Below are 22280 nucleotides of genomic sequence, written 5' to 3'. Positions count from 1 at the left end.
CTCCTTCTATGCAACGGGCAGTGTGACGGTAAAAGTGGTTCCCTTTTCTTTCTCCGTCTTTACTCGCATATCACCGTTATTTTCTTTCACCCATTGGTAGCATAGAGCCAATCCAAGACCTACCCCGTGTGGCTTTGTCGTATAAAAAGGCTCAAAAATATGAGAAACGCTCTCCTTATCCATGCCAATGCCCGAATCCATCACCTGAATGACTCCCGCTTCTCCCTGCGGTTCAGCCTTAATCGTTAAATGCTTCCGCGGCTCCTCCTCCATAGCATCCAATGCATTCAGCAGCAAATTCAGCATCACTTGCTTTAACTGATCGGGATCGCAAATAATGTCTAGCTTTTCATCTATGTCTAATTCCAAGTGAATATGGTTCTTCTTAAGCGTTGGCTCAATAATAGCTGCTACGGAATTGATAAAGGCAGCGACCTGAATCCTTTGTTTTTGCGGATGCTTTGGACGAGCATAATCGAGCAGCGATTCCACTATCGTGTTCATTCTTTTCAATGCTTCTGGCACATATTTTACCAGCTCCTGCCGAAATGCCGGATCTTCATATTTCTTTGGCAAAAGATCGACAAATGTTTTCATTGAAGTGAGCGGATTACGAATCTCGTGAGCGACTCCTGCTACAAGCTGTCCGAGTGCCCGCATCTTCTCCTGATTTGCCAGCTTCTCCTCTAGCATCTTCGCTTCTGATCGATCAGCTAGTGTCAATAAGCAGCCATTCTTTTTCCCGTTTTCTTCGTACAAGGGAATTAGGCGGCACAAAATAAACCGTCTCTCTCTATTTAATTCCAATTCTACTTCCTCTGAAAATATCTGCTTGTCCCTATTATCCTCGAAATCCTCGTAATGCCGGACAATCTCAGCAATATGCGGCTGTCTAATAACGTCCTCTGTCTCTACCTGTTTCCTATCTTTCAGGCCAAGCATCGTTTTGGCTCGCTCATTGATGCTCGTTAGTTTTAGAGAATCATCAAATGTTAAAATACCATAATACATATGATGGATGATTTGTGTCTTAAAGGCATGGGCCTCCGATATAGCACGCTGCTGAATCTCTAATTGATCATTCGCCTCCGCGAGAGCCGTTGTCCGCTTGGCGACCTCTTTCTGTAACCGCTTGTTCCATAAATACGTGAAAATCAGAACCGCTACCGCACAGCTTATAAGGATAATAAGAACAATAATCCAGTTGCGCATTTCTTTTAATCGGCCATCAGGATACAACCCAAACCATTGTGAGTATAAAAGTTGATAATCTCCATTCGTCTGCATTTTTACTAGCGAATCATTAATAAGCGATAATAACTTTGTTTCTCCCGGACGAACCACTGCGGCAAAATCGGAAGGGACGCCAATATGTTCAAGAATCTGATAATTTGCTTGCTCCCCTGACTGTTTTAAATAAAACTCCGCCGTCCATTTATTCGTTAAAAAAGCATCCGCTCTTTTGATTAATAAGAAATTAAACGCATCTCTTGGGTTAAGCGCCAGTTGGAATTCTACCCGTCTTACATTTAACAACAAATCAAATGAAGCTGGCTCTTCCTGCATGACAATCGTTTTCTCACGTAAATCTGTTAAGTTCTTGATATCCTCTGTCGCTTCCTTCGGTACAACGAGGACATCAGCCATCGTAAAATAGGATTCTGAGAACTGAAAACGCTCACTTTGTTCAGCAGAATACTTCATCCCCATTACCGCATCGACTTTTCCCGCTTTCAGCGCCTGTTCCGCTTCATAAAAATTCATTGGATAAAACTGAAACTCTATCCCTTCCTCCTCAGAAATAGAACGAAACAGCTCCACACTAAAGCCTGTGAATTTTCCATTTTTATCGATATAGGAAAAAGGCGGAAGGTTCTTTTCTCCCGCGATTCGATACACTTTTTTCTCTTCCCGGCTATTCATTTGATAGGAAGGGCTATTGATGAAGCTTGCTGAAGCTGTACTTGGAATATGGCTAGCCACTGCCGCCAAACATAGGATAAACAGAGTAATTCGAGTGATGAAGGACATATTGTACAATGGCTCCTTTTTGAGAATCTTGACAATATTGTATCACACACGCAAATTTGTAAAATTCAACATAAGGCGTTATTAACCTCAAAAAAAAAACAGCCGGCTTACACACAGCAGCCAGCTATCATTCGCTTATACTTTTATTCTTTTTGGCCAAACAAAAAAACTCATCGCAATCAAAAAATCTATTCCTAAGACAAGTGACCATATTCTTGTGATTCCGCTTAGCGCTTCTGTTCGTGAAGGATCTGCAACGAAAAAGATCATTCCTGCTAATAGAACGCCGCCAATCAAATAAGCTGCTGCATGCCGAAGCCAGCCAGAGAAATAATGTTTGGCATAGTCCATCCCATATCTTCTTGGAGGCTTTGATCCTTGTTTTACTATATAATACAAAAACCGCTCATCTGCCCATTGGATCATACTTTTCCCGAAAGCAATAGAAACACCAATGTAGACGGCCGCCAGTGCATGAGCTTGAGTAGCCGTTGCTCCGCTGGCTAAGTCAGCTCCTGTGACTACCATTAAAATGAAATCAATCAACGGGGTTAAAGCGAAAAGCCAAAGTCCGAGCTTCTTTCGTTTACATATATATCGCGCTGTCAGTCCTGAAATAATAGCTGCCCAAAATGCAATCTCGCACGCTACAATCAGCCAAACCATCACGTCCATAAAGCATCCCCTTTTTAATACAAATGTATTATTTAAAGCGATTGTATCACCTCCTCTTTGTTAATACAACTGTATTATAAAATTGCTTCTATCTTTTTCTCCTGCTAAGATAAAGTTATGCCAAAATTAGTTGATCACGATAAACGAAAAAAACATATTGCTGAAGCCACATGGCGGGTCATCCTCGAACAAGGAATGGAAGGAGCGACGGTACGAAATATCGCTAAAGAAGCCGGACTTTCTCTAGGCGCCTTGCGTTATTATTTTTCTACACAGGATGACTTGCTCGTCTATGCCATGGAGCTTGTCAAAGAACAAGCAGAAGCAAGAATTAACCAAATTGTAGTAGAAGATTTGCCGCCGAAAGAAACGATTGTCAAGATCTTGATGGAGCTTGTGCCGGCTACTGAGGAAACGATGGCAGAAATGGAAGTTTGGTTTGCCTTTATCGCTTATAGCCGCCATAAAGAAGCGGGGGTTGACGCCCGGCAAGACGGAATTTTGCATGGGATTAGCCATATGATTCACTATCTGCATAAAACGAAGCTCCTAAAAGAAGGGATTGATGTTGACCTGGAAACAGAAAAGCTGTATGCGCTTGTTGATGGTTTAGCTCTTCATGCTATGCTCGATCCTAATCGTATAGACCGGCAAAGGCTTCTTGGTGTCCTAACAAGCCATATTGACTCAATTTGCAAAGAATAATGGGGGTTGTATAGATGCAGAAGGAACACGGCAAATTATTCATTCAAGAGCTGGATATTAAAGCCCTTGAGACAGCTCAAAAAGTATGGAGCATCCAAATACCCGCCTATAAAGCGGAGGCTGAGCTTATTCAATACTGGAACCTCCCTCCTCTTAAAGAAACAGCAGCCTCACTGCAACAATGCGGAGAAACCTTCTATGGCGGATTCATCCAAGACGGGCTGGCTGGAGTTATTTCTTTTAAAATGACCAAAGAGGAGCTCGATATTCATCGTCTAATGGTACATCCTCAGTTCTTTAGGAAAGGAATTGCCCGGGCTCTCGTTCAGCATATTGAGCAATTAGCAGGGGGTGACAAAAAGATTATCGTATCTACCGGTACCAATAATCGTCCAGCCGTTCAATTCTATAAGCAGTGCGGATTCAAAGAAGTGAAAAAAATCATAACTGCTGAAGGACTCTCTCTTACCTTCTTTGCTAAAGAAAAAGGGCAGTTTTGAAAGCTATGCATTCAAAACTGCCCTTTTCTTATAAGGCAACACCTGTTCCTGTACCGCCTTCACGCTTCCACTTTAAGATCGGCGGATTGTTTACTTTTACTTCTTGTTTGTTCTTCCAATACTCCTCTTCTTTTCCAACCGGCTCACGATTTTTTACGTTATCGATCAGCCACTGCTTCTTTGTTTTATCATAGGATAAAGAATACGTGTTTACCGCTTTAAAAGAGGTATCTTCAAATTCCTGGATATTGCGGTACTTTACTTTATTGTTATAAGCGATGAGAGCCGTTACGTCAGCTGACCAGCGCCCGTCGAAATAATGGACAGAAAAGTCATCCATATTTACGACCGCTCCCGCATATTGGGCATGAATTTCATCAATATACCCTTGCACCGCTTTAAAGCTCTCCTGCAGCATGAAAGACCCTTCGAGAATCTCATCTGTTACATTAGTCAGTTTCGTTTTGTTAAAGCCTGATGTTTGATAGACGGCTATATCGTTGTTAAAGACATCCATCGCTTTCATAACATCTGCTTGGACCGCTTTATCAGCGCTTGCCAAAGCATTGCTGTCAACTACTACACTGACTTCGGAACTGCCCCATACTTCCTTTTTCTCTTTTTTCTCAAACGTACCAAGATCATTCATGAGCTTTACTTTTAAATCGTATGTTCCCGGCATAACAGGTCCATACTCATTGTTCTTTTGCTTTTTAATGGCTTGTTCCGACTTGCCAGCAGCTAAACTAACGCGGTCGTCCTCATTTTGTCCTGTTATTTTAATAACCGCCGTCTTTACCTTTAGCTTATATTCCGAGAACATGCCCCACTTTTTTCCGGCTTCTGTTAAGGTCACTTGTTGAGTGGTAGTCGTATAGTCATCCTTTTTTATTTGCTCCTCAAGCCCCTCTTTAATGACGTCGTAACTGCTGCTATTTTCCTTTAAGTACGTAATGAGCGATTGAACAGATGTTTTGTTGACGACAGCCTGCTCATGATCCGTTACGATCCGATCTTGCAGCAAGGATGGATCATCGTTAGCCACCGCTTCTTTTAACGTTTCGACAGTTTTTTCTGGTGCGCTTGCCTGCTTTAAGGCAAAAAACACACCGCCAATTGCCAGAAGCAGGATAACAGCTGGAATCACAATAAAGCTTTTTTTATTCATAGCTTTCTCTCCTATCTAGTAAGCTCTTCCTTCAGCGAACGCCTGCACAAGATAGTCAGAGTAATGATCTGCATTATTTACTGTCCATTTTCCGTCTTTTTTGATCATGCTAATTTCTGCTCCATTTTGGCTTTTTACCACTTCCAGCGATTGAACGACTGTATCAAACTTTGAAAGAGCGTATTGCTTTTCTTTCTCTGTATCATAGCCGCCCGTATTTTCCCGATATTCTTTTTGGAAACTATAGAGCTTATCGTAGAGATTGTCTGTTGAAACCGTAGAATAATTAAGCTTCACAACTGCTTTATCCCCTGCTTTAGCAATTGTTTTTGCCTCTATTTCCGCCTTCTCTCCTAAAACAGATTTGTAACTGTTATAATACTTTTCAATATCAGCATCCGTCACCATATCCGGCAGAGAAATATCTAACTCTTTCTTAAACTCGCCTTTAGCTGTTTGTTGAACTGCTTCTTTATCTGCTGTTACTAATTTCTCATAGTCGCTATTTTCTTTCCCGAAGTAAATCACGTCAATATAAGCGGTTAATGCTTTTGCAGGGTCTTGAATTTCTTCAAAACTTTCTGTATATTTCTTTGTGTCTAATACGAGTAAAATCTCATCCGCTTTTTCTCCCGGTTCTGACAAACTTGGAGTGACGCCAATTTCATACTTTTTATCTTTTTCAACGTTGAAATAAAAAGGAAGTGTTTTTACTTTGCCAGCGCCAATATCGCTGCTTCCTCCGTCTTTCAAGTCGATCCCTCTCGTATAGACACTCTTTTCTGGACTTAATTGTTCATCCCCATCATATAAATAGACGCCATCATATGGAGATACATTAATCGTAGATTTAGAATCATTTTTTACTTTCAAATCGACAGCGAGCAATCCTGCTTCTCCGTCTTCAGATTCTCCGTCGTCTCCTGCTAATATGTATTCTGCTTTCTCGATAGAAACTTCGGCTACTTTATTTTTGCCTGATTCTCCGCTTGTTTCTTTTGCATCGGATTCCCCACAAGCGGCTAGCCCAAGCATCATAGAAAACATGAGTGCTAATACACCAATTTTCTTATTCATCATCGTTCTCCCCTCTACATAAGTTGCATAAGTTGTTTTTTCCTGGTATTTATTCTCCTCTTTCCATGATAAATAATCATTCTAAATAGAACAAGATGGAATATATAGTAAGTATTTCCTGTTTTAATATGTCATCTTCGGGATATAAAGACCTATTTAATTCCAATAAAAAAAGCCTCAAAAGAGCATAAAACGCTCTTTTAAAGCTCATGATTTTTCTATTAAATAATTTGTCTTCCTTGTTGGGACAAAGCAAATAAAATACCGTGTTGCAAACTGCGGAAACAATTAAATGAAGATAAGTTTGAATCCGATGAAGCAATGGCAATACCCATCTCAGGGGATATACCAACAAGAATGGTTTCCGTTCCGATCAGCGAAGCACCTGCACTCAGCTTGCCGATAAAGTCTACTGTTATCTCGCTGACTTCTGCATCCAATCCTGTTAAATCAAGCACTAGGTATTGAGCCTTATGTTTCGGAAGATTAGTTAGTGTTTTCTCAATTAACTCTTGTGAACGCGCTTCATCATATTTGCCAAGCAGCGGCACAACAACGATGTCTTCTAACACTGGAATAATTGGAGAAGAAATCTCTTTGACTAACTCATTTAACTCTTTTGTTCTTTCTTCCACAACTGCTTCGAGTTTTTGAATCTCTTCTGCTTCTTTTCTTCTTGCTAGCGTATGGATGTTTTGATCCATAGAGTGCTCGGCCGGAAAAAACTCAAACTCACATGCTTCATCGCCTTTAATCTCACTTTTTATGATACGGTATGCCATATGCCGATCAAACAGACCGGATAGGATCCCCGCAAAGTGACCAGGGATAAAGCAGCCCGAGTCCGTCTTTCCTTGCTCTACATTCATTCTATATTCCCAGCTATTCTTAATTTGTATATTGGCGAGCTGTTCCTCTTTACATAAGCGACTAACCGTAATTTGTCCCCAACCCGCTGATGCATATGTAATCGGCAACACTTCTGCAACCTGCTCAATCGTTAACTTCATTTGCTTGAAATAATCACTCACGACGAGGCCTTGCCGAAAGCCCGCTGCCTCGAGAACGACCTCTGCTGCTTCTTCTCCAGATACTTCTTCAATTGTGTCGAAAAACACTTTCATAGCACTCGTAATCCAAAAAAGAACAGCCTCTCCACCGCTATAACTAAAAATCCCCTTTTCAGTATCCCACTGGAAATCTATGCCACCCACATCAATCTGGGGCTTTGTCACATGATCCTGCTTCATTCATGAAGTCTCCTTTCAATCTCTCGGTTATAAATGAAAAGTTGCTTTTTAGATTTTTTACACGTCATTATATCATTGATTACACTTGTAAGGCTCTCCTGAAGGTCCATGGAAATTACTGTTATCTTTCCGCTATTATTGTTTTAACATTCAAGGAAGATTTACTTTCATGCCACCTTTTCAATTATAAAGCATTCCTGTATACATACAACTTTCTCCTCTCCTTTTGCTGTCTATAAAAAAGTTTTCATTTTTTCCAGGAGTGTAAAGGTTTTGTAAATTTATCGCTATTCAATAGCTTTATCATAAAGATCATACTACAATCAGTCATAGTTTTCGATATCGATTTCCGTAATCAATGAAATAACAGAAAGAGGTGACACCCTATGGAAGAAAAAGTATTAAGAAAATTATTTTTAGGCTTTATTCATATTCATATCTTACATCATGCTAAGGAACAGCCCATTTTTGGAGCATGGATGGTAGAGGAATTAAGAGATCATGGCTATTCAATCAGCCCCGGCACGCTTTACCCTATTTTACATTCAATGGAGCGGGATGGGCTCTTGACCCGTAAAGATCAGCTCGCCGAAGGAAAAATCCGCAAATATTATACGACAACTGAAAAAGGAGAAACCATATTAGTTGAGGCTCGAAAAAAAGCTTATGAACTTTTTAAAGAAATTAAAGACTAATAGAGAGGAGTTTGATCCATTGAAGCGAATGAATAAAAAAATTGGAATGAACACACTGCTGGAAATCTTGCTGATTTCCACTCGGCTTGGTTTAACGTCTTTTGGAGGCCCCGTTGCCCATTTAGGTTATTTTCATGACGAGTATGTACGTCGAAAAAAGTGGCTCAGTGAGAAGGATTACGCTGATTTAGTAGCCTTGTGTCAATTTCTGCCTGGTCCTGCAAGCAGTCAAGTCGGTATTGGCATTGGAGTCATGCGTGCAGGCATACTTGGAGGCATTCTCGCTTTCATTGGCTTTACCCTTCCTTCCGCCCTTGCTTTAGTCATATTCGCTCTTATCTTGCAAGGCTTAGAACTTGGACATATCGGCTGGATCCATGGTTTAAAGTTAGTTGCCGTAGCCATTGTTGCTCATGCTATAGCTGGGATGGCCGGAAAGCTGGCACCGGATTTATACCGGAAGGGCATTGTATTGTTCGCCTTGATAGCTTCATTGCTTTGGCAAACCGCTTTTACACAAGTTCTCATTATTTTAATTGGCGGACTTGTTGGCTACCTTTTATATAAACAGTCAAGCAACGAGCAGCTGTTGCCACTTTCCTTTCCAATATCCCGAGCATTCGGAGCAGCCTGCTTAGCAGTATTTTTCGGCTTGCTTATCGCTTTACCGCTGTTAAGAGAAGGTGTCTCCTGGAACTGGCTAGCCATGGCAGACAGCTTTTATCGAGCGGGATCATTAGTATTTGGCGGCGGGCATGTTGTTCTGCCTTTACTTGAGAGAGAATTTGTATCTGGAGGATGGTTAAGTACGGAACAATTCCTCGCTGGCTATGGAGCTACACAGGCAGTTCCCGGACCACTGTTTACTTTTGCTGCCTACATCGGCGCGGTCATCAACGGCTGGAAAGGCGGCCTGCTTGCGACATTTGCGATTTTCCTGCCGGCTTTTCTTCTGGTTCTAGGAACTTTGCCATTTTGGGATGCTCTTCGTCGTAACAAACATGTTCAAGGAGCCTTGATGGGCATCAACGCTGTGGTCGTTGGTATTTTGATTGCCGCTTTCTATGATCCAATCTGGACAAGCTCTATATTAAAACCGATTGACTTTGCCTTTGCAGCCATTCTTTTCAGCATGCTGATGTACTGGAAACTGCCTCCGTGGATGGTTGTGCTGACGGGTGCAATTGGAGGACTGATCTTGCCTGTTATTCCTAGTTAATTCTTATCTTTAAAAAGAGGAGATTCTGCGAATGGAAGAACAATTTGTAAAAGACTATAAAGAAAATAAAGAATTGCGGAATAGCTTCTTTGAACTTGCTCACTCTGTATTCGGCTTAAACTTACAAAATTGGCATAAAAAAGGATACTGGGGCAGCCGCTATATTCCATTCTCTTATGCCATAGACAATCAAATTGTCGCCAATGTGTCCGTCAATATCTTGGACACCGTAATAGAAGGAAAGAAAAAAAAGGCCATTCAAATTGGCACCGTGATGACTCATCCCGATTACCGCAATCAGGGCCTTTCAGCAAAATTAATGAATCGAGTTTTACACGAATACGAGGATCAATGCGATTTCATGTATTTATTTGCGAATGAAACTGTACTGGACTATTACCCAAGATTTGGTTTTGTCCCAATAAATGATTACCATTTTTCTATGGAATGGCTCTCATCAAGGCAGAATCCGGTTTCTATGAAGAAGCTCGATGGGACAAACTCTGAAGACTTAAGCTTTATTTATCAATTTGCTGCAGCACGTGTGCCTGTTTCGCAAACTTTCGGGACTGTACAAGCAGAGGATTTGTTTATGTTTCATTGTATAAACGTCTTTCCGGAATATATTTATTACCTGCCTGAGGAAGACATGATCGCTATTTTCGAAAAGCAAGAGCAGCAATTGAAAATCTATGACTTGATCAGTAGAAAAACAATGAATATAGAAGAAGCAATAAGCAAGCTAGCAGATGATCATACAACCGAGGTCTCTTTTTACTTCACTCCTGACCTGGAAGCTAGCAAGCTGCGTAAACAGCTTTACACGACCAGTGATCAACTGTTTATCCGTGCTAAAGACAACTTATCACTTCCAGCAGCCTTTCAGCATCCCATCACCTCGCAAGCTTGATGTTCGTTTGCAGTTGTTCGACGCTCCAGAGGCTTTGCTCACGTTCGCGATCCGTTGTTTATCATTCTGGACACTTTGTTCACGAATGATCGCTTATCTTCATAAAAAGCAAAAAAGCCCGCAATCGGGCTTTTTTGCTTTTTTTAATTCTTCTTTTTTCGGTTCTTTATTTTCATTAAGCTTTCGTAAACAATCGGCACAATCAGCAACGTTAATAGTGTGGAGCTTGTTAATCCGCCGATAACGGTAACACCGAGTCCCTTAGAGATTAACCCGCTTCCTTCGAGTCCAACAGCAAGCGGTGCCAGGGCGCCAATTGTCGCGATGGCTGTCATCAGAATTGGGCGAAGGCGTGTTCCGCCAGCTTCCAATAACGCTTCCCGTGTAGGTAATCCTTCCTGTTCCTTGTGAATAACACGGTCAATGAGTACAATCGCATTTGTGACAACAATTCCAATTAGCATCAACGCACCGATCATTGCGGACACACTCAATGTTTCACCAGCGACTAACAAGCCAACAAGCCCGCCGATAATGGTAAATGGAAGCGAGAACAAGATGGCAAATGGAGCAAGTCCCCCGCCAAATGTAATCACAAGAATTAAGTACACGATCGCAATAGCGGCAAGCATGGCAAGACCCAGCTGTTTAAATGACTCAGCGATGTCTTCTGTCACACCGCCCATGGAAACCGCCACATTGGACGGCAGTTTGATTTCATCTACTTCTTTTTGGACAGCCGCCGATACTTTTGCTACGTCTTTCGTCGTAATTTCCCCGCTGACCTGCGCATAAATACGGCCATTACGACGGGTAATCGTATCAGAAGTACTGCCTTCTTTTACTTTCGCTATTTCCTTGATCGGCACTTCCATTCCAAGTGGTGATTGAACCGTCTTCTTCGTTAAGTCATTAATAGTCTGATAATCTTCTTTTTCTGACCCAACATACACATTTACTTCTTTTCCGTTTTCTTTAATCGTTGTTAAGACTTGATTTTGTCCTGCTCCAGAAAGCTCCATTCCCACTTGAGCTGCCGTTAAACCAAGCTGACTCAATTTTTCCTGATCGATAGCGAGTGTATATTCCTCATACGTATCAGCTAAGCTCGTTTTTACGTTAGTTAACGATTTGTTTTCTTGAAGAACCTTCTCCAGCTTAGCAACGACCGGTTCAATATCTTTTGTTTCTTCACCATATACGAGCAGCGTCAAGGCATTGCTTGAGCCCATGCCTGAGAAGTCCTGGCTCGCCCATTCTCCCTTGGACGTTAACTTTTGCAGCTCATCAATGACAGCTTCTTTTTCTTTATCGAACCCTTTCGTATCAGGATCATATTCAATAAAGAACATCGCTGAATTGGAATCTCCCGGGTTCATCGGATTTTCCCCGCCGACGGAAAATTGGTACGTTTTCACGCCGTCACGGTCTTTTAGCATATCTTCTGCCTTTCCGGCGACCGCTTCTACGTCTGCAAGCGTCTGTCCAGGCTCTGGTTTATACGTTGCCACTACCATTTTTTCTTCCTCAGATGGCAGGAAGCTGACACCAATTACTGGTACGAGCGCCAAACTGCCAACTAATAACAAGATGGCGATGACTGATGTAATAATTTTATGATTCAACGACCAGTTCAGCACTTTTTTATAGAAAGAAGCTAATCTGCCCGGCTTTTCTTCTTTATGATGAAGACCATTAGCCAGTTCTTTCTTAAATAACGAATGGGCCATCATTGGCACGATCGTAATCGCAATTAATAAAGAAGCAAGCAAGGCAAACACGATCGTTAAAGCAAATGGCAGGAACATTTCTCCAACCGGTCCCTTTACCAGACCAAGCGGCAGAAAAACCGCGATTGTGACAATCGTTGAGGAAGAAATAGGGATGAACATTTGCTTCGTAGCTGCGACAATCAGTTCTTTGCCGCTGAGCTTTTCGTTTTTCAAAGACATCCGGCGGAAAATATTTTCAATGACAACAATGGAATCGTCAATGACTCGGCCAATAGCGACTGTCATGGCACCAAGCGTCATCATATTTAGCGTAATATCCATTTGCTTTAACAGCAAAATGGCAATTAACAGTGACAACGGAATCGAAACGACCGAGATCACGGTTGTGCGGAAATTACGCAAGAACAGCAAAATAATAATGACCGCAAAAATGGCCCCAAATATCGCCTTGCTTAGCATGGTTTCTACTGATTGTTCAATTGGTTTACCCTGGTCAAAAATTGGCGTTACTTTCAGGCCATCGATCTCTTTTTCCAAGTCAGCCATTTTGTCTTTTACGGCATTCACCACATCTACTGTGTTGGCATCTGCTGCTTTGACAATTTGCATTCCAATGGATGTTTCACCATTCGTTTTAGAAATCGAATCCGCTTTGCCAGTTAATTTAATGCTGGCGATATCCTGTAGTTCAACGGTTGGAATCGCTGTTGCTGCTGGTGTTGGATTGGACATCATAGCTTGCGATTGTCCACCGGCAGCTGGCATTGCTGGGATTTTAAGTGTTTTCAAATCTTTAAGACTCGTAACCTCGCCATCTACCACAACAGATTTCTCCGTGTCTTTAAATGTATAAAGACCGAGGGGCATTGTAACGCTTGAGCCTTTAATAATGTTTTTAACTGTTTCTTCATCAAGTCCGTACTTTTTCATTTTCTCGTCGTCAAACTTGATGTCTACCTCATACACTTGTCGGCCTGAAACCTGAACAGCTGAGACCCCTTCAATGCCTTCAATTTCTGGTAAAATCGTATCTTCCACCGTTTTCGTCAGCTCTGCTAATGACTGCTTGCTATTGGAAATACTTAAAGACATGATTGGAAAAGCATTGATGCTAAGACGAGATACGTCGGGATCACCCGCACCATCTGGTAAATCTATCTTACTTAATTCTTCTTTCACTTCAGCCTGTGCTTTTTCCATATCTTTATCGAAATTATATTCAATTTGCACCGAGGAAGCATTTTGAAAAGAAGAAGAGCTTACATTTGCCACTCCGTCCATGTTCTGGACTCTTTTTTCAATGGGCTCCGATATTTTTTCGGCTATCTGCTCTGGTGTAGCTCCAGGATAGATGGTTGTAACGGAAACGAGCGGCGTGTTAATATCCGGGATCGTCTCCAGCTTCATATTTGTTCCGGCGTATAAACCGGCAACTGCCACGATGATGGTCATCAACCAGACAGCGAACTTATTTTTTAAAGAAAATTGAATGATTTTCTGCATGCACATTCTCCTTCTATTGCCATATTGACTCCAGACCTTTCCACGCTATATAATTTGACTGCTTAAATGTAACTGACCAGTCAGTCACAAGTCAATTGCTTTTACCATTTTTTTATAAAAGTTGAGAAAAGTTTTACAAAATCGTGAAAATAGGCATAAATAGGATAGAAAGCAACCGTTTATCAACAGCCTAAATAATAGTGAAAGAGGGAGCACATTGAAGGAGAAAGAAAAATTAGTGATTGAGACGGCTATTAAGCTCTTTGCTGCGAAAGGATTTGCCTCTACTTCTATTCAAGAAATTGCAGAGGAAGCTGGCATATCGAAAGGAGCTTTTTATTTATACTTTAAATCTAAAGATGAGCTGCTATATTCGACCCTTCAATATTACTTTGATATTATCGAAAAAAGACTTTCTCTATACAAAGATCAAAAATTACTGCCTCGAGAGAAATTTGTATATCAATTAAAAGAATTAATTGAGACTTTAAGTGAACATAAAGAATTTATCATTATGCAAGCACGCGAACAGGCCATTCCTTTAAATAACGACGTGAAAGAGCTGCTCTTCCGCATGCATGTGGAATCACAAAAGTTTCATCGTGACAGCTTGCTAGCCATTTACGGAAAACAAATCGAACCGTTCGTTTGGGATTTATCAACGATGCTTGATGGGATCTTCCATTCTTATATGAAAGTCATATTAGTTGATAGTGACTTTGATTCTCGTGAAATTGCTGAGTATATTATGAGGAGAATGGACAGCCTGGCAGCTGGTCTTTCAAATGATTCGCCCCTGCTTTCCGAACAAAAAGCAGCTGACCTATTACATAAAACAAAGGCTCTCTTCTTGCAAGGCAACAGTACGATCCATACCATTTTACATGCCATGAAAAAGGAATTGGAGAACATGGAGAATCCGAATGGTCTGAAGATGTCGTTGGAAGTGCTCATGGAGGAAATCGCAAAAGAAAATCCACGAATCCCGGTTATTCAAGGTATGCTTTCAAATTTTAAAGACATACCAGCATTTGAACCGTATCGTCAGGAAATTGCAGCCTTATATAAATTTAACGTGTGAACCAATCAATATACTGCAGCAATCACTTGATATCCCTTCTTAAAAGCTGTGATTTATTAAATATTTCAATATAAGTTATGAATACACTGCTCCGGGTTTAAAGCAAAAGCCAGTTGGGAATCATATTGGCGAAGGAGGAGTGAAATGAGAAAATTCAGTTACTTATTTATCGTGATGATTTTTATGTTGGTAGTAGCAGCCGGATGTGGTTCTAAGAAGGAGGAAGCGTCTGAACCAGCTTCAACGAATACAGATGAACCGAAACAGCAAGTAACTTCAGAAGGGGAGAAAGAAGCGGCTGAGAAAAAAGAAGAAGAAAAGCCGGCTGACCTTTCCAGCGGTCTTGAAGAGGTGTCTATTGCTCTACAAGAACTGCAAGGCAATGTAGATACGGTGCCGCAAAATGCTGATCAGTTACAAACTACCGGCAAAAAAGTAGAAGAAAAATGGGATGCCATTGAAGAACAAGTGGAAGAAAAATATCCAGACGACTATAAAAACATTGAAGATAGCTTGTACCCTCTGATCGATGAGACTAAAAAGGACAAGCCTGATGCTGAAAAGATGACACCGTTAATTAAGGATACGCTAGAAAAAATTAATGCTTTTAAAGGAAAAGTATCATCTGCTTCTTAATCAGAATAAAGCCTGTTCAAGCATGTTCATGCTGGTTCAGGCTTTATTTTTTCATTTTGAGGCTTGTTCTGCAGCTTGAATAACAGCTTCTACGTCATACAACGCACCGTCCGAGCTTATGATATAGTCGGGCTTCGGCTTGCCGAGATTCGCCTTGTGGCCAGCAATATGAGCCTCGCTCTTTTCCCAGCGCTTCCAATCGTCCTCGGACTGCCAGCGAATCATTACAACCACTTCTTCTTCACCGCGGCGCACTTTTTTTGCCATGACTAGACGATCGACAAACCCAGGCTGCTTTTCAACAATTCCCTCGCCACTAAACCGCTCTGCTACATGCTTGGCATTTCCTTCAGGTGTTTTAATCGTTCTCATCTGGACAAACATATTTATCATTTCCATTGATATAATTTGCTTTTCTGAACAGAAGGAATGCGCCCTCCAACTTCTCCAGCCAAAGGTTTTTACATGTTCACCTTTTCTCTTTCTCAAGTAAAGCAGTGAACAATCTGCCAAACCTTCCAAGAGAGAAATTATGGTGCTTATATTTGTTATATTGCTCTTTTACAAAATCTAAAAATTTAGGAGAAACTGGCTTTGAAACAATCAATGGGTAGTAGAGCCTATAAGCCTCCTTCAAATGCTCCCACCTTTGATCGCTTCCCGGCTTTACATATTCCGAGACATCAACCAGCTTAATGCCTTCTTCCTGCAAAATAATGTTTTTCAAATGAATATCTCGTGGATTTAAGCCAGCAACTCTTGCCTCCTCTATAGCTTCATCCACTTGTTCAATCAATTCAGGAGAAATATAAGTGCCTGTTACTAGACAATCATAGAGGTTCATTCCCTGTTCAAAGCTAATCACAATAAAATTGCTCCCTGCCCCGTAGAAAACAGGGAAATAGCGGGAACCGCCAAGTTTCTCATAGGCGCGTACTTCATTGACTTTCTTTTGTTCTTTTCCTTTGGCATATACTTTAAATGCATAGGTTGGGCTAAAGGAGTGGACAAACACCGCAGCATCCGTGCCTATCCCTACACATTGTAATTCCTCAGGCACATATCCGATCTCTACCGGTACATTTCCTTCTCCTGCTCTTACTTCAATTGCTTCAATCAATGGAGCGATCTCTTTCCAATGGAATTCATTCACAAGATATACCCTTCATCCTTTCGTAAGATTACTAGTTCCTATTTATCGTTTTCTTTGCTGTCTTTGCTAAGTATATGCAGCAACTATTTTCTGTTATCCCGTAATTGTGCTACTTTTAATCATAGTTGCCCTTTTCTCGATTATCTAGCCATACGAATTGAAATGAAAAAGAGTTTCAACAAAACTTACTACTAGCTAACCTTCTAAACAGCCCATAAGCAGACCAGCTCTTCAACTACAAAAAAACTCCCTGCAGCTGACAACCGTCTGCAGGGAGCTTATGTTTTCTAACATGTTATTCTACTAATTTAGCTTTCTTTTGCTGTTCCTCGGTTAACTTCACACCAAGAATATCAGCTGTTTTCTTATTAACGACTAACTCTAGATTCTCAGGAACTCCCACTGGGATTTCGCTTGGTTTTTTGCCTTCTAGAATTTCAACTGCCATTTTTCCTGTTGAATAGCCTAGGTCATGATACTCAAATCCGTAAGAAGCAAATCCGCCACGCTTAACTGAATCACTTTCTCCAACAAACGCCGGAATCTTTTTCGCATTCGCTACTGTGATAACTGATTCAAGAGCGGAAACGACTGTATTGTCTTTCGGGATATAAAGGACATCAGCTCGTCCAACAAGTGTTTCAGCCGCCTGCTTTACTTCTGAGCTAGCCGAAACAGTTACTTCTACTGCTTCTAATCCATTCGCTTTCATGGCTTCTTTTGCTTTGTCCACGTTCACGACTGAATTCGGTTCACCCGAATTGTAGATAACGCCTACTTTTTTAGCATCTGGGAAAAATTCTTTAATAGAAGCAATTGTATTTTTAATCGCATCCGGATGCGTATCAGATGTACCTGTTACGTTGCCGCCCGGCTCTTCCATACTTTTAACAAGCTTTGCACTTACTGGGTCGGTAATAGCTGTAAATAAAATTGGGATCGTTTTTGTTGCTTGCAAAGCAGCTTGAGCACTTGGTGTAGAGATCGCCAAGATCAGGTCATTCTCATCATTCACAAGCTTTTGGGCAATCGTCATGTTGTTATTTACATCTGCTTGCGCGTTTTGGTAATCAAGTGTCAAATTCTTTCCTTCTTCATAACCAGCATCTTTCAATGCTTCAATAAATCCTTCTCTTGCTCCATCTAAAGACGGATGCTCAACAAGCTGTGTAATCCCCACTTTTACTGCTTTCTTTTTTGTTTGGTCTTCCCCATCAGAGCTGCTGCCGCTCTTTTCGTCGCTGCCTGAATTACAAGCCGTCAATACAAGCAGCAAGCCGATCATTACGACCATTAACCACTTTTTCATTTGTTCTCCTCCTAAGCTGACTAATCGTTTTTTATTGTTAAAATATTTTGTATATTCCGATAGTAACATGTCTTTAAGGCTAGAAACAATCATTATTTTAATGAAAACAAAAGTAAACACTATTATTTACACTGCAAATAAATGAGGTTAACCGTTCTCAGCAGGCTTTCCAAACAAAAACTCCTCACCAAAATGGATGAGGAGAATCATAGCCTTTCGTATGATCATTTATGAATAGATCTTGCCATGGAATGGTTCATCAGCTAGCTTTATCGATTCTGTAGGACAGCCTTCAAATGCCTCTTCTGCATCATCAAGCAGCTCTTCAGGAATTTCTGCTACACCTTGATTGTTGTCTAACACTACATAGGCAATCCCTTCTTCATTGTAATCAAACACATCCGGTGCAGCAGCCCCACATGCCCCGCAGGCAATGCAAGTATCCTGATCAATAATTGTATACTTTGTCATTGCATCTCCTCCCTCTCCCAGTAAATGAGCGCCTTTTAGCTTTTTATTCCGCATTTAAATTTGGATAAAGGAGCGGAAGGCAGCAAAATCTCATCCGTTTTGACTTCATACAGCCCATGGGGAACTAACCGAAGACCAGGAAGAAAATCACACGTTAAAAACAACAAGGTATATAAAATATCATGGAACGGAAATCCACGTTTCTGTATAGCTGCCAACAGCTCATCATGATATTCCACTGCTGTGTCAAATGACGAATCTGTCGTCATCATGCCTGTAAATGTCAGCGGAATTTCCAAAACGATTTCATCTCTGTCTACGATCACGATTCCACCGCCCATTTCATGCACTCTGGCTGCTGCTTTTGCCATCGATTCAGGATTTCTCCCAATGACAAGCAGCTCAGTCGTTGTATTGTAGGTAGACGCCATGCCATCTAAATTAGTCGCAAACCTTTCAAGAATTGCTTTAGATACCCACTTGCTGCCTCTATCAATTAACACGGCTTGCACAAGCCCCTCATGATTCGATAAGTCTGCATAACCGTTGATAGAAGGTAATTCTGTATCTTTTCTCTGCGTAATGACATTACTGCGGAAGTAAGCAACAGGCACAGGTTCACTCGGACACATGTGCGGATAACGGTATAAATTCGTATTCTCCAAAAGCTCTTTCGAAAAGGAAAATGGTTCTCTAACCACGTATTTATTCCAATCAACTTCCGGCATCATCACTTGCAACTCTCCATGTTCAGCTGCTACTTCCCCGCCAGCAATGACTATGTCTGGACGGAAATCAACAAGATCCCGAAGAAGAAGAAGATCTGCTTTTTTTCCGGGAGCGATCCCTCCGATAAAGTCGTCAAGGCGTAAATAAGTAGCCGCATTGATGGTGACCATTTGAATGGCTTTCATAGGAGGAATGCCCAGCTCTACTGCTTGCCGCACAAGACCGTCTACAAACCCTTCCTTTTCTATAAACGCGGGATGAGGCCCGTCCGTTGTCATTAAAATACGGCTCGTATTTACATTTCCCTCTGTTATCATTTTAATAATTTCAGGAAGGTCCGGGCGCAGCGAGCTGTTTCGCAGCGTCGTCCACATTCCTAACCGCAGCCGGTCAAATGCTTCCTTAGCTGTAATCGCTTCGTGACAGGCGTTGACCCCCGAAGCAACAACAGAATTTAACTTTTCATAAGAGCAGCCGGCTGTATGTCCGTCTACTACTTTTCGTTTTTCTCTCACCGCCTCCATCGTATCGAGCAGAAACGGATCGCCGTTATACAATAAAGGCCAGCGGGTGACTTCGGCTGTTCCAACGACTTCATCAAGCTCAAGCAACTCGCCGATATCAGCCTGATTGAACCATTCTCTTTCCTCAGGGTAGTCGGCCTGAGAGACGAGTCTTGCCAGCCAGAAGAAATTACCTGGCAGTTGTTTTAAATCTTTAACCATTTCTTTAAATCTAGCGGCCCCCATATGCAAATAAAAGAACAGGTTGTCATTGACCGTCGTCGTCGTACCAAGCGGCAGTACCTTGCCCGTTACACTGATAGGGTTATACATGACCCACGGATGGGCATGTGCTTCGATAAAACCCGGAGAAACATACATCCCCTCCGCTTGGATGACCTTTGTTTGCTGCCCGATCGCTGCTTCACTGTCACCGACATAGGCAATGCAATCTCGATAGACTGCTACATTTTGCTTTAGAAATTCTCCGGAATATACATTGATAATGGTACCGCCTTTGATAAATAAATCAGCAGGCCGTCGCCCTTGAGCCACTTCAATTAATTCTGCTCTTGTCGCTTTTGTTTTCACTACCGTCACCCTCCTCCTTCTATTTACGTTTCATACTGTGATGCAAAAATGGTGTATAAATCTTTTCTATACACCGTTTTTGCAGACTGTAAAGGCGTCACCTACCAGGAAAGGAACCTATTTTTCTGGATTTATATTACGCATTCAACCATGGATTTATCTGCTTATTTTCTCCGAATCCTTCCTGCTGAAGTAATTCTCTTACTCTAGCAGGGATAGGCACAGCAGCAATTTGATCGTTTTCTTTCTTCACCCACCCCCGCAGCTCATAGCCGAAGCCCGTTTTTATTTCTTCTTTATATACTTCATGGGTAAGCTTAATGGTTCTATTATTTACTTCTGCTACACTCGTTCGGATGGTAATGACATCGTCATAATGCAGCGGATGTTCAAATGTGCAGCGGACATCAAGAAGAGGAAGGATGATATTTTGTTCTTCAGTCAGCTTGGCAGGAGCTAAGCCTATACTTCTAAAAAACTGGTGTCCGGCAATGTCGAACCACTTAAAATAATTAGGATAATAGACAATGCCTGCCGCATCTGTATCTCCGAAATTCACACGAACTTGGAATTCATTCTTCATTCTTTTCTCCTCTTTCTCTTATCTGCCGGGAGCTTATTTTATAGTTTTATCGTTCCGTCTTGAATGAGTTCTCTCAATTTGTAGCGCTGGATTTTTCCTGTTGTTGTTTTAGGCAGCTCATCAATAAACTGAATGATGCGGGGATATTTATAGCGAGCCAGCTGCTGCTTGACGAATTCTTGGATGCTTGTTTCCAGCTTTTTAGAGGCCTTCCACTGCTCTTTTAAAACGATATAAGCTTTCGGGACAACAAGGTTATTCTCCGTTTTTTCTCCTACGACAGCTGCTTCTAGAACCGCTTCATGCTCCAATAAGCAATTTTCGATTTCCACAGGTGAAACCCAAATTCCGCCTACTTTCAGCATGTCATCTGTCCGGCCGCAGTACCAAAAATAGCCCTCTTCATCTATATAATACTTATCTCCGGTATGCAGCCATCTGCCGATAAACTTTTGCTTGTTTTGCTCATGCAAGTTCCAGTATCCGTGAGCAATACTGTCGCCGCATATAATTAAATCGCCGATTTCATTTGGCGGAAGTGGAATACCTTGTTCATTCACTACTTTCGCCTCATAGCCTTGGACGATTTTTCCTGTGCTTCCTTCTTTAATGTCCCCAATCCGATTGGAGATAAAGATATGCAGAGCTTCCGTTGAACCAATGCCGTCTAGAATATCAACCTGAAAAAGCTCTTTCCATTTTTTTATGAAGGAAGACGGCAATGCCTCTCCAGCTGATGTACATAGTCTTAACGAAGACAAGTCATATTGTTTGCCGCTCTTTTGGACATGATCAAGCATCGCACCATAAAGCGTAGGCACGCCTAAAAAGATCGTTGGCCGGTACTTTTCTATCGCTTTAAACATCGCTTCAGCCGATGAAGGCTCTTTAATCAATACAGTCGAACCCCCTTCAGCTAACGGAAAATACAAGCCTCCTCCTAATCCGTAAGCAAAGTAAAGCTTGGAAGCGGAAAGAAAGCGGTCTTCTGAGGTCGTTTGCAAGACCGTTTTCGAATACGTCCTAACGGCAAATTCTATATCATGCTGCAGATGAATAACGCCTTTTGGATTTCCGGTGCTTCCTGAACTATATAACCAAAATGCCGCATCATCCTCGGTAGTATATGGAGAAGTAAACTCCACGCTCTGCGTAATAATGGAGCGTTTAAAATTGATTGTATTGTTAAATTCCTCCGTAGCATTCTCGTAGATAATAACGACATGCTCTAGAAAGATAAATCGGCTTCTTAGATGAGCAATTTTTCCCCAAATATCGTCATGTACAATAAATACTTTGGCGCGGCTGTCGTTTAAATAATATTCATAGTCAGATGGCTGCATCTTTGTATTTACCGGGATTGATACGGCCCCCATTTTGACCGCTCCCAAAAATGAGTAAATAAACTCAGGTGTATCATGACAGCTGATCAGGATACGTTCTTCCATTTTCACTCCAATTTCCTGGAGCATGTTAGCTGTCTGATGTACTTTGTCTTTCAACATATGATAGGTAATTTCTTCATCCTGATAATAAATGGCTGTCTTATCTCCAAACCCCCGGAAAATATTTTCCTCAATAAATTGCTGAGTAAGATTGTAAGGTATGCCAACACCGCGCAAATCCATCTGATTATTCACCTTCCTACATAAGTTTTTTTAATTTTCAAACTTATATTCTTGAAAAAATCCGCCCAAAGTGAGACAGTAGGGAAGCCTTTGGCTCTTTCCTATTCATTTTGGGCGGTGGATTACAGAA

20 protein-coding genes are annotated in these 22280 nt (G+C 41.5%); 7 read left to right on the top strand and 13 right to left on the bottom strand.

Annotation, left to right across the window (positions count from 1 at the left end; all coding sequences use genetic code 11):
- Positions 1-6: 6 nt before the first annotated feature.
- Both AC623_RS00995 and AC623_RS00990 read right to left on the bottom strand, forming a co-directional pair.
- Positions 7-2031, bottom strand: coding sequence for a transporter substrate-binding domain-containing protein (locus AC623_RS00995; protein ID WP_049659607.1), 2025 nt, complete (start codon positions 2029-2031; stop codon positions 7-9).
- A 135-nt stretch (positions 2032-2166) separates the two neighbouring features.
- Positions 2167-2706: a hypothetical protein gene (locus tag AC623_RS00990; protein ID WP_049659606.1), complete on the bottom strand. Its 540-nt coding sequence runs from the start codon at positions 2704-2706 to the stop codon at positions 2167-2169.
- Positions 2707-2823: 117 nt separating this feature from the next.
- Between AC623_RS00990 and AC623_RS00985 the strand changes: the two genes are divergently transcribed.
- Entirely contained in the window at positions 2824-3411 is a 588-nt protein-coding gene (locus AC623_RS00985) for a TetR/AcrR family transcriptional regulator (RefSeq protein WP_049659604.1), read from the top strand.
- 14 nt (positions 3412-3425) lie between these two features.
- A complete protein-coding gene (locus AC623_RS00980; RefSeq protein WP_049659603.1) occupies positions 3426-3911 on the top strand; it encodes a GNAT family N-acetyltransferase in 486 nt (161 codons plus the stop codon).
- A gap of 28 nt (positions 3912-3939) precedes the next feature.
- Here AC623_RS00980 and AC623_RS20850 read toward each other — a convergent pair whose 3' ends face one another.
- From AC623_RS20850 to AC623_RS00965, 3 genes are all read right to left on the bottom strand, one after another.
- Positions 3940-5079 (bottom strand): TcaA second domain-containing protein, encoded by a 1140-nt coding sequence (locus AC623_RS20850; protein WP_082174293.1) that lies wholly within the window; start codon positions 5077-5079, stop codon positions 3940-3942.
- A gap of 15 nt (positions 5080-5094) precedes the next feature.
- Complete coding sequence (locus AC623_RS00970; protein WP_082174292.1) at positions 5095-6159, bottom strand: DUF5105 domain-containing protein; 1065 nt, start codon at positions 6157-6159, stop codon at positions 5095-5097.
- 218 nt (positions 6160-6377) lie between these two features.
- Positions 6378-7406: an anti-sigma factor antagonist gene (locus AC623_RS00965; protein ID WP_049659599.1), complete on the bottom strand. Its 1029-nt coding sequence runs from the start codon at positions 7404-7406 to the stop codon at positions 6378-6380.
- Positions 7407-7792: 386 nt separating this feature from the next.
- Between AC623_RS00965 and AC623_RS00960 the strand changes: the two genes are divergently transcribed.
- The 3 genes from AC623_RS00960 to AC623_RS00950 are packed head-to-tail and all read left to right on the top strand — an operon-like array spanning position 7793 to position 10230.
- Positions 7793-8101, top strand: a complete 309-nt coding sequence (locus AC623_RS00960; protein WP_049659597.1) for a PadR family transcriptional regulator — start codon at positions 7793-7795, stop codon at positions 8099-8101.
- A 28-nt stretch (positions 8102-8129) separates the two neighbouring features.
- Positions 8130-9320: a chromate transporter gene (locus AC623_RS00955; protein WP_049666134.1), complete on the top strand. Its 1191-nt coding sequence runs from the start codon at positions 8130-8132 to the stop codon at positions 9318-9320.
- A 31-nt stretch (positions 9321-9351) separates the two neighbouring features.
- Positions 9352-10230 carry a GNAT family N-acetyltransferase gene (locus tag AC623_RS00950; RefSeq protein ID WP_049659596.1) on the top strand — a complete coding sequence of 293 codons (879 nt, stop codon included), beginning with the start codon at positions 9352-9354 and terminating at the stop codon, positions 10228-10230.
- 143 nt (positions 10231-10373) lie between these two features.
- Here the strand turns inward: AC623_RS00950 and AC623_RS00945 are convergent, their stop codons facing one another.
- Positions 10374-13466 carry an efflux RND transporter permease subunit gene (locus tag AC623_RS00945; protein WP_049659594.1) on the bottom strand — a complete coding sequence of 1031 codons (3093 nt, stop codon included), beginning with the start codon at positions 13464-13466 and terminating at the stop codon, positions 10374-10376.
- Positions 13467-13683: 217 nt separating this feature from the next.
- Between AC623_RS00945 and AC623_RS00940 the strand changes: the two genes are divergently transcribed.
- Together AC623_RS00940 and AC623_RS00935 are read left to right on the top strand one after the other, a co-directional pair.
- Positions 13684-14547: a TetR/AcrR family transcriptional regulator gene (locus AC623_RS00940; RefSeq protein WP_049659591.1), complete on the top strand. Its 864-nt coding sequence runs from the start codon at positions 13684-13686 to the stop codon at positions 14545-14547.
- A 144-nt stretch (positions 14548-14691) separates the two neighbouring features.
- Positions 14692-15183, top strand: a complete 492-nt coding sequence (locus AC623_RS00935) for a hypothetical protein (protein ID WP_049659589.1) — start codon at positions 14692-14694, stop codon at positions 15181-15183.
- Between the two features lie 51 nt (positions 15184-15234).
- Here the strand turns inward: AC623_RS00935 and AC623_RS00930 are convergent, their stop codons facing one another.
- The 7 genes from AC623_RS00930 to AC623_RS00900 all read right to left on the bottom strand — a co-directional run bounded on the left by AC623_RS00930 (position 15235) and on the right by AC623_RS00900 (position 22150).
- Positions 15235-15567 (bottom strand): antibiotic biosynthesis monooxygenase, encoded by a 333-nt coding sequence (locus AC623_RS00930; RefSeq protein WP_049659587.1) that lies wholly within the window; start codon positions 15565-15567, stop codon positions 15235-15237.
- An 85-nt stretch (positions 15568-15652) separates the two neighbouring features.
- Positions 15653-16336 (bottom strand): serine/threonine-protein kinase, encoded by a 684-nt coding sequence (locus AC623_RS00925; protein ID WP_053104053.1) that lies wholly within the window; start codon positions 16334-16336, stop codon positions 15653-15655.
- A gap of 295 nt (positions 16337-16631) precedes the next feature.
- Complete coding sequence (locus AC623_RS00920; RefSeq protein ID WP_049659585.1) at positions 16632-17645, bottom strand: ABC transporter substrate-binding protein; 1014 nt, start codon at positions 17643-17645, stop codon at positions 16632-16634.
- Positions 17646-17873: 228 nt separating this feature from the next.
- A complete protein-coding gene (locus tag AC623_RS00915; protein WP_049659583.1) occupies positions 17874-18116 on the bottom strand; it encodes a ferredoxin in 243 nt (80 codons plus the stop codon).
- A gap of 35 nt (positions 18117-18151) precedes the next feature.
- Positions 18152-19939 carry an adenine deaminase C-terminal domain-containing protein gene (locus AC623_RS00910; RefSeq protein WP_082174291.1) on the bottom strand — a complete coding sequence of 596 codons (1788 nt, stop codon included), beginning with the start codon at positions 19937-19939 and terminating at the stop codon, positions 18152-18154.
- A 136-nt stretch (positions 19940-20075) separates the two neighbouring features.
- Positions 20076-20522, bottom strand: a complete 447-nt coding sequence (locus tag AC623_RS00905) for an acyl-CoA thioesterase (RefSeq protein WP_049659580.1) — start codon at positions 20520-20522, stop codon at positions 20076-20078.
- Between the two features lie 38 nt (positions 20523-20560).
- Positions 20561-22150, bottom strand: coding sequence for a benzoate-CoA ligase family protein (locus AC623_RS00900; RefSeq protein ID WP_049659578.1), 1590 nt, complete (start codon positions 22148-22150; stop codon positions 20561-20563).
- Positions 22151-22280: the final 130 nt, after the last annotated feature.

The organism is Bacillus sp. FJAT-27231 (assembly GCF_001183975.1).
In the GTDB taxonomy this organism is placed as follows: Bacteria; Bacillota; Bacilli; order Bacillales; family Domibacillaceae; genus Pseudobacillus; species Pseudobacillus wudalianchiensis.
This window is presented reverse-complemented; position numbering and strand designations above follow the sequence as displayed.

Coding starts and splice junctions, on each gene's coding strand:
- AC623_RS00995 (WP_049659607.1), bottom strand. CDS start 2,031: ATGTCCTTCATCACTCGAATTACTCTGTTTATCCTATGTTTGGCGGCA.
- AC623_RS00990 (WP_049659606.1), bottom strand. CDS start 2,706: ATGGACGTGATGGTTTGGCTGATTGTAGCGTGCGAGATTGCATTTTGG.
- AC623_RS00985 (WP_049659604.1), top strand. CDS start 2,824: ATGCCAAAATTAGTTGATCACGATAAACGAAAAAAACATATTGCTGAA.
- AC623_RS00980 (WP_049659603.1), top strand. CDS start 3,426: ATGCAGAAGGAACACGGCAAATTATTCATTCAAGAGCTGGATATTAAA.
- AC623_RS20850 (WP_082174293.1), bottom strand. CDS start 5,079: ATGAATAAAAAAAGCTTTATTGTGATTCCAGCTGTTATCCTGCTTCTG.
- AC623_RS00970 (WP_082174292.1), bottom strand. CDS start 6,159: ATGATGAATAAGAAAATTGGTGTATTAGCACTCATGTTTTCTATGATG.
- AC623_RS00965 (WP_049659599.1), bottom strand. CDS start 7,406: ATGAAGCAGGATCATGTGACAAAGCCCCAGATTGATGTGGGTGGCATA.
- AC623_RS00960 (WP_049659597.1), top strand. CDS start 7,793: ATGGAAGAAAAAGTATTAAGAAAATTATTTTTAGGCTTTATTCATATT.
- AC623_RS00955 (WP_049666134.1), top strand. CDS start 8,130: ATGAATAAAAAAATTGGAATGAACACACTGCTGGAAATCTTGCTGATT.
- AC623_RS00950 (WP_049659596.1), top strand. CDS start 9,352: ATGGAAGAACAATTTGTAAAAGACTATAAAGAAAATAAAGAATTGCGG.
- AC623_RS00945 (WP_049659594.1), bottom strand. CDS start 13,466: ATGCAGAAAATCATTCAATTTTCTTTAAAAAATAAGTTCGCTGTCTGG.
- AC623_RS00935 (WP_049659589.1), top strand. CDS start 14,692: ATGAGAAAATTCAGTTACTTATTTATCGTGATGATTTTTATGTTGGTA.
- AC623_RS00930 (WP_049659587.1), bottom strand. CDS start 15,567: ATGTTTGTCCAGATGAGAACGATTAAAACACCTGAAGGAAATGCCAAG.
- AC623_RS00920 (WP_049659585.1), bottom strand. CDS start 17,645: ATGAAAAAGTGGTTAATGGTCGTAATGATCGGCTTGCTGCTTGTATTG.
- AC623_RS00915 (WP_049659583.1), bottom strand. CDS start 18,116: ATGACAAAGTATACAATTATTGATCAGGATACTTGCATTGCCTGCGGG.
- AC623_RS00905 (WP_049659580.1), bottom strand. CDS start 20,522: ATGAAGAATGAATTCCAAGTTCGTGTGAATTTCGGAGATACAGATGCG.
- AC623_RS00900 (WP_049659578.1), bottom strand. CDS start 22,150: ATGGATTTGCGCGGTGTTGGCATACCTTACAATCTTACTCAGCAATTT.